The sequence below is a fragment of the Algoriphagus sp. 10J20-15 genome (genome assembly GCF_055809615.1).
The window spans coordinates 257678-264846 of record NZ_JBVVUG010000045.1 but is presented as its reverse complement, the minus strand read 5'-3'; the positions used below and the strand labels follow the sequence as shown (position 1 = coordinate 264846).

General features: G+C 39.6%; 3 protein-coding genes and 4 pseudogenes. All 7 read left to right on the top strand.

All coding sequences use genetic code 11. The features are described 5' to 3' along the window. The first annotated feature begins 206 nt into the window (after positions 1-206). The 7 genes and pseudogenes from AC0L6R_RS21000 to AC0L6R_RS20970 all read left to right on the top strand — a co-directional run bounded on the left by AC0L6R_RS21000 (position 207) and on the right by AC0L6R_RS20970 (position 7165). Positions 207-1045, top strand: a pseudogene (locus tag AC0L6R_RS21000) (chorismate-binding protein). A gap of 72 nt (positions 1046-1117) precedes the next feature. Beyond that, positions 1118-2224, top strand: a pseudogene (dinB, locus tag AC0L6R_RS20995) (DNA polymerase IV). Between the two features lie 271 nt (positions 2225-2495). Next, positions 2496-3973, top strand: a pseudogene (gene miaB, locus AC0L6R_RS20990) (tRNA (N6-isopentenyl adenosine(37)-C2)-methylthiotransferase MiaB). After that, a pseudogene (locus AC0L6R_RS20985) lies at positions 3973-5261 on the top strand (sigma 54-interacting transcriptional regulator). The pseudogenes miaB and AC0L6R_RS20985 overlap by 1 nt, the downstream one beginning before the upstream one ends. Then, positions 5245-5784, top strand: coding sequence for an LPS assembly lipoprotein LptE (gene lptE / locus AC0L6R_RS20980; RefSeq protein ID WP_283411381.1), 540 nt, complete (start codon positions 5245-5247; stop codon positions 5782-5784). Before AC0L6R_RS20985 ends, lptE begins: the two are co-directional and overlap by 17 nt. Positions 5785-5819: 35 nt before the next feature. Beyond that, positions 5820-7028 carry a hypothetical protein gene (locus tag AC0L6R_RS20975; RefSeq protein ID WP_473272987.1) on the top strand — a complete coding sequence of 403 codons (1209 nt, stop codon included), beginning with the start codon at positions 5820-5822 and terminating at the stop codon, positions 7026-7028. Beyond that, positions 7025-7165 (top strand): hypothetical protein, encoded by a 141-nt coding sequence (locus AC0L6R_RS20970; RefSeq protein ID WP_473272985.1) that lies wholly within the window; start codon positions 7025-7027, stop codon positions 7163-7165. Before AC0L6R_RS20975 ends, AC0L6R_RS20970 begins: the two co-directional genes overlap by 4 nt. Positions 7166-7169: the final 4 nt, after the last annotated feature.

The window sequence follows — 7169 nt, the reverse complement described above, 5'->3', positions numbered from 1 at the left end:
CACCTCCCACTTTTACGCAGGAAAAAGTCAATTATCTAAAAAAGGAAATTTGGAATGAACCTAGCAGTTTTAAAAAAGTTGGAATTATTGGGTATGATTATAAAAACCAATTAGAAAATCTTCACAGTGAAAATCCTGCATTTTTCGATCTTCCTGAGGATTGCTTTTTTGCACCCTCCTTTTCATTGAAGTTTTTAGGAGAGAAAGTGATTTCGGATGTTGAACTAAATGAGGAATTCTCGCAAGAGATCGAACAGATAACACTGCCTGAGAGACCATTTACTAACTGCTCTGTCCAACCACAAATAACCCCCGAGAACTATTCAGACACTGTAAAAGCCATTCAAAGGCACATTGTTGAGGGAAATACCTACGAAAGTAATTTTTGTCAAGCCTATACCGGCACATTCGAAAATTGGGATCCTATTTCAGCATATTTCAACTTGAATAAGCTTTCTCCAATGCCCTTTTCAGCCCTATTCAAAGCAAAATCCCAGTGGTTAATTTCAGCTTCCCCTGAGCGAATCTTGAAAAAAACAGAGAAGACAAACTTATCGCCCAGCCCATTAAAGGAACAATCAAACGAGGTGTATCCAAAGCCGAAGATTTACAGAACAAAGAAACATTAGGGAATAGCGAAAAGGAACAAGCTGAAAACTTAATGATCACTGATTTGATGCGTAATGACCTGTCTAAGGTTTCCAAGACAGGATCAGTCAAAGTCACAGAACTTTTTGGGATTTATCCTTTTCCAAAAGTCTTTCAAATGATCAGTACTATAGTATCAGAATTAAAGGAGGACACCACTTTTTCAGAAATCATTCAAGCTTCTTTCCCAATGGGAAGCATGACTGGTGCTCCCAAAATCCGTACGATGGAAATAGTCGAAGAGCTGGAAAGCTTTAAAAGAGGTTGGTTCTCTGGGACATTTGGAGTGATTGAAGAAAATGGAGACTTTGATTTTTCAGTAGTAATCAGAAGCATTATCGCAGATCTGGCGGTAAAAAAAACTCTACTTTGGAGTTGGCAGTGCCATCACTTTTGATGCGAACGCCGAACAAGAATATGATGAATGCAGTCTAAAAGCTAAGGCAATTTTGGAAGTGCTCAGTGGAAAATGACCGGAGACATAAATCCCAATCCCATAAGGAAAATCATTCACGTGGATATGGATGCATTCTACGCCTCCGTGGAACAACTTGATCATCCGGAGTGGAGAGGAAAACCTTTAGTAGTCGGTGGAAATGCTGCTCGAGGTGTGGTCGCGGCAGCTAGTTATGAAGCCAGAAAATTCGGTGTCTATTCAGCCATGTCCTCTGTCTTGGCTGCCCGCAAATGTCCTCAACTTATTTTTGCTCCAGCGAGATTTGATCGATACCGAGAGATTTCTGGTCAGATTCGAGAAATTTTCTACGAATACACAGACTTGGTAGAGCCGCTCTCCACTGGATGAGGCATTTATGGATGTGACGGAAAACAAAAAAGGCTTGAAATCAGCCATTTTGATAGCTAAGCAGATCAGACAAAAGATCAAAGAACGAACACGAGCTTAAATGCTTCGGCAGGCGTTTCCTACAATAAGTTTTTAGCCAAAACAGCTTCTGATTCTGAACAAACCCAATGGCCAAGCTGCAGTAATCCTTCCCGAGGAAGCTGAGGCGTTTTTAGAAAAACTACCTATCAAAAAATTCTTTGGAATCGGAAAAGTAACTGCCGAAAAAATGAGTGGTCTAGGAATTCATAATGGAAAGGACCTAAAGCAGTTTTCCCTTCAATACCTCACCCGCAAGTTTGGGAAATCAGGCATTCACTATTTCAACATAGTCAGGGGAATTCATCTCTCTGAAGTCCAACCGCATCGAATCCGTAAATCACTCAGTGCAGAGAATACCTTTGAAAAGGACCTTATTGACTTTGATGCACTTCTCTAGCAGAACTGAGAAAAATCTATGATGAATTAATCAAACGAATCAAAAAATCCGGAATAAAAGGAAGAACTGTTACGCTGAAAATAAAATATGCTGATTTCACTCAACAAACTCGAAGCAAAACTCAGGAGCAATATCCGGAAGAAAGCCAAATCTGGGAAATAGCCCAAGAACTCTTGGCTCAAGAACCCTTCGAAAAATCAATCCGTCTGTTGGGTTTGGGGATCTCGAATCTAAATATCACCGAAGAACATCAGCATTTCGGTGAGCAGCTGAGAATTCCTTTTGAAAAATAAACTTCTATTCAGCACATAACTATATTCTAGCTTATTAGACAAGCTCTTACCTAGACATGAATTCACAAAATAAAAGAATCGCAGATCCTGCCATTTTGTCCGCATTTTCGTAATTTCGCCTTCCGAAAGAAGGAAAGAAGAAATTACATGAAATCGAGCCTGCCTGTGGCGGACAGGCATGACTCAAAAGTCATACACTGGCATTTCCCGATAGCTATCGGGGTTACGCTGCGAGATTCCATATGCCCTTCGTAAGACAGATTTTAGAAATATGAATAATTTGATTGCAGACATTGATATCATCTCAGGGGAAGAAGCACAAGCGTGCGACTTCAAAACTACCGTAGATGAGAATACCGGAAAAACCCGAAAACTATATATTGAAAGCTACGGTTGTGCGATGAACTTCGCAGATTCCGAAGTAGTAGCTTCCATTATGAAAGAAGGAGGATACGACACCACTTCTGATTTTTACCAAGCCGATGCTATTTTCCTTAATACTTGCTCCATCCGTGAAAAAGCTGAGCAGACAGTAAGAAAACGACTTACAGATTTTCAAAGAGCCAAAAGAGCTAAACCTTCACTCACAATCGGAGTTTTGGGATGCATGGCTGAGCGACTCAAAGAAAAACTACTAGAGGAAGAAAAGCTAGTGGATATAGTGGTTGGTCCAGATGCTTATCGTGATCTTCCAAACCTACTTTCTGTTGCAGAAGAAGGTCAAAAGGCGGTAAATACATTTCTTTCCCGTGAGGAAACCTACGCAGACATCTCCCCTGTCCGATTGAATTCCAATGGCATCACCGCATTCATTTCTATCATGCGTGGATGTGATAATATGTGTTCTTTCTGCGTAGTGCCCTTCACTCGTGGTAGAGAAAGAAGTCGCGATCCACATTCCATCGTAGCCGAAGCAAAAGACCTATTCTCTAAAGGCTACAAGGAAGTGACCCTTCTCGGTCAAAATGTCGATAGCTACAAGTGGTCCCCGGAGGAGAACAATAAGGCAAGACTAAACAAAAAAGAAGAAGAAGTAAGTACCGTAGTCAATTTTGCCAACTTATTGGAAATGGTAGCCTTGGTAGATCCCTCTCTAAGAATACGTTTCTCCACTTCTCATCCAAAGGACATTACAGATGAAGTCTTGTACACGATGAAGAAGTACGATAACATCTGCAAATACATCCATTTACCAGCACAAAGTGGTAATTCCCGCGTGTTGGAATTGATGAATAGAACCTACGATCGGGAATGGTATCTGGAAAGAGTTTCCAAAATCCGAGAAATTTTAGGCGAAGAATGTGGCATTTCCTCTGATATGATTACAGGATTTTGCAGTGAAACTGAAGAAGAGCATCAGGACACACTATCCTTGATGGACATCGTCAAATTCGATTTTTCTTACATGTTCTTTTACTCTGAAAGACCAATGGTACTTTGGCGGCAAAGAAATATGTCGATGATATTCCAATGGAAGTAAAAAAGAGACGTTTATCTGAGGTCATTAAAAAACAAAGTTCATCTTCTTTAGAGAGAAATAAGCTTGATTTGGGCAAGGAGCAAGTGATACTGGTCGAAGGCGCCTCTAAAAAATCAGCTGATGAATTCAAAGGAAGGAACTCAGCAAATAAAGTAGTAATCGTCCCAGCAGGTAATTATTCCAAAGGTGATTACTTAACCGTGAAAATTACTGATTGCACACCAGCAACCCTTTTTGGTGAGGTAATTGAAATAAACCCTCAATTATGATGATTACAAATCCGGAAGTACAAAGCGTCAAACAACGCTTCGGGATCATTGGAAATAGCCCCCTGTTGAATCACGCAATTCAGGTGGCGATGCAAGCAGCTCCCACCGATATGACAGTTTTGATCAACGGTGAAAGTGGTAGTGGTAAAGAGAGCTTTTCGAAGATCATTCATTCGCTAAGCCTTCGTAAGCATGGCAAATTCATAGCAATTAACTGCGGTGCGATTCCAGAAGGAACAATTGATTCGGAACTTTTTGGTCATGAAAAAGGATCTTTCACAGGCGCTCATGAATCCAGGAAAGGATACTTTGAGGTTACAGATGGCGGCTCAATCTTCCTCGATGAAATTGGGGAAATGCCTCTTGGCACTCAGGCTAGATTGCTGCGAGTTCTTGAAAATGGAGAATTCATCAAAGTGGGTTCTTCCAAAGTCTTGAAAACGAATGTCCGAGTGATCACTGCTACCAATGTGAAGCTTCTAAAGGCAGTAGAAAAAGGGAAGTTCCGGGAAGACCTTTATTACAGACTGAATACAGTTCCGATTTTTGTCCCACCATTGAGAGAACGAGGGGAGGATGTAGTTTTACTTTTTAGAAAATTCACTTCGGATTTTTCAGAGAAATACCACGTTCGCCCGATTTCACTCGACAATGAAGCCCAAGCTGCTTTGATGCGTTATTCCTTTCCGGAACATTCTGTCAATTAAAAAATATTGCTGAGCAAATTTCTCTTTTGGAAAGCGAACGAGATGTACATGCCGAAACCTTGTCAAGATATCTTCCGTCTGACAATTCTCGTCTACCTATGACGCTTCCCAACATGTCAAAAAACAATGATTCTTCAGATTTTTCTGAAAGAGATCTGTTATACAAGGTTCTTTTTGACATGAAAAAGGATATGAACGAATTGAAAAAACTAGTATTGGATTCCTACAAAAATGGAGGATTAAACCAATCTATCATTCAAAAGCATCAAAGCCTTTTCGAGGATATGGATAGTGGATTTGGCGCTCCAGAAAGCACAGAAACTAATCCAAGTTATGTTCCATTAGTGCTCGACTCGCAGAAATCAAATTCTGTTAACAACGATGACTATGAAGATGACGCGATCGAAGACATCATTCATGAGGAAGATGATAATTCACTATCTCTGGAGAAGAAGGAAAAGGAGATGATTCTAAGAGCTTTGCGCAAGCATAACAATAAAAGAAAATATGCTGCAGGTGATTTAGGCATATCCGAACGGACACTTTACAGAAAGATCAAACAATATGAAATTGACCAGTAAACTCCATATTCTAATTTGTGGATTAGCTTTATTTCTATTTCAGAGTTGCTCCGTAAGCTATAGCTTCACAGGTACGAATATAGATTATGACCTAGTGAAAACTTTTACAGTCGAGAATTTCTTCAATGATTCTGGAGGAGGACCTGCGAATATCGAGCAGCGTTTTACTGAAGCGCTTAAGGAGTATTACCAAAGAAATACCCAGTTGGAACTCGTAAGATCAAATGGAAACTTGCAGTTTATGGGAGCAATTTCTCGCTACACCACTACTCCACAGGCCGCAGTGACAAGTACTGATCCAAATCGCCCTGACCGAGCAGGAACGATGCGTTTGACTATTGTCGTGGAAGTGGAGTATATCAACACCACAAATGAAGAGGAAAATCTAAAAAGAGGATTCACCTTTTTCCAAGATTACGATCCGCGAACGACTACGTTCTTGGATGTTGAAAATGAATTAGTCGACGAAATATTCACTAATATCATACAAGATATCTTTACCGCCACAGTCGCCAACTGGTAATTTGCTTATATTCAGATTACAAGAGAGATATTCAGTTGAACGCAGCCCAATTTTTAGAAATAATCCATAAAAAAGATTCGTTAGAAAGTAATGAGGTAGAGCTATTAGAAAAGTTAGAGAAAAACTTCCCTTATTTTCTAATTCCACATATCCTCACTGCTAGGCATGAATATCAGCTGTATAATTCTAAAAACAGTTTCTCTCGAGGGTATGCAGCGATCAACAGCCCTGATAGAATTTGGCTTAAAGCGCTTATAGAAAATAACGTAGACACAGTCTATTCAACAAAAGATAATCACGAGATAGCAAGTGCTCCTGAAAAAAGGACGCTAGATCTAATAAAAAGTATTAGTAAAAAAGAAATTAAATTAGAATCGATAAAAGAGATCGAGGCTAGAGAGAATAATCAAAACTTAGCATTTGGCGGTGCAGCGATTAAGTTTAATCTTAGTGCTGCAACGATGCGGTTAACTATAGTCATTGATGTAGAATATATAAATGCGGAAAACGAAGAGGAGACGCTAATAAGTGACTTCACGTTTTTCAAGGATTATGATCCATCGACGACTACTTTCCTCGATATGGAAAAAAAGTTATTGGAGGAGATTTTCACCATCATTCAAGATATCTTCACATCGTCTGACTCTAGCGCATATTTCCCAACTAATCAATCTAAAAATACTATTCAAGTGAATGCATCCCAGTTTTTAGAAATTATTCAAAAATCAGACTCCTGTGATCGCAGCGATATGCTACAGTTGCAAAAAGTGTCTGAAAATTTCCCATACTTTCAGATTCCCCACGTACTCACAGCACGTTATGAAATTCAAAAAAACAACATAGAAAATTCCTGGTCTATAGGATATGCAGCGATCACAAGCCCCAATAGAATTTGGCTCAAAACTTTGGTGGAAAAGACCGAAGAAGCACCTACTTCTCCACAGGTGGCTACTCCAAAACCTGAAGAAAAGAAGGAAGTAATTGCGGAAATTATTGAGGTGGAAGCTAAACCTGAACCACCAAAACCAAAGCCAAGAAGAAGAAAACCTCCTAAAGACGATTTGATCGAAATGATCAAAAAGAAGGATAAAAAGGAAATTCTTGATGAGAAAAAGAAGGAGCAAATTGACCTAATCAAGGCTTTCAGCAAAAAATCCATCAAGTTGGCAACTATAAAAGAAATTGAAGCAAACCAAAATACGGAGAACCTGCAGCTGCTAGCACTCAGATTAATGACAACATGATTTCTGAATCCTATGCAAAGATTCTTGCCAATCAGGGTAAGAAGCAATTATCCAAGGAAATTTATGAGAAGTTGGTATTGAAGTTTCCGGATAAAAGGGCTTACTTTGCGGACTTGATTGAAAAACTGAAAGATTAACACC

What these genes read in the sequence shown, in the direction of transcription:
- AC0L6R_RS20970 (WP_473272985.1), top strand. Translation starts at nt 7,025, where the DNA reads ATGATTTCTGAATCCTATGCAAAGATTCTTGCCAATCAGGGTAAGAAG.
- lptE (WP_283411381.1), top strand. Translation starts at nt 5,245, where the DNA reads ATGAAATTGACCAGTAAACTCCATATTCTAATTTGTGGATTAGCTTTA.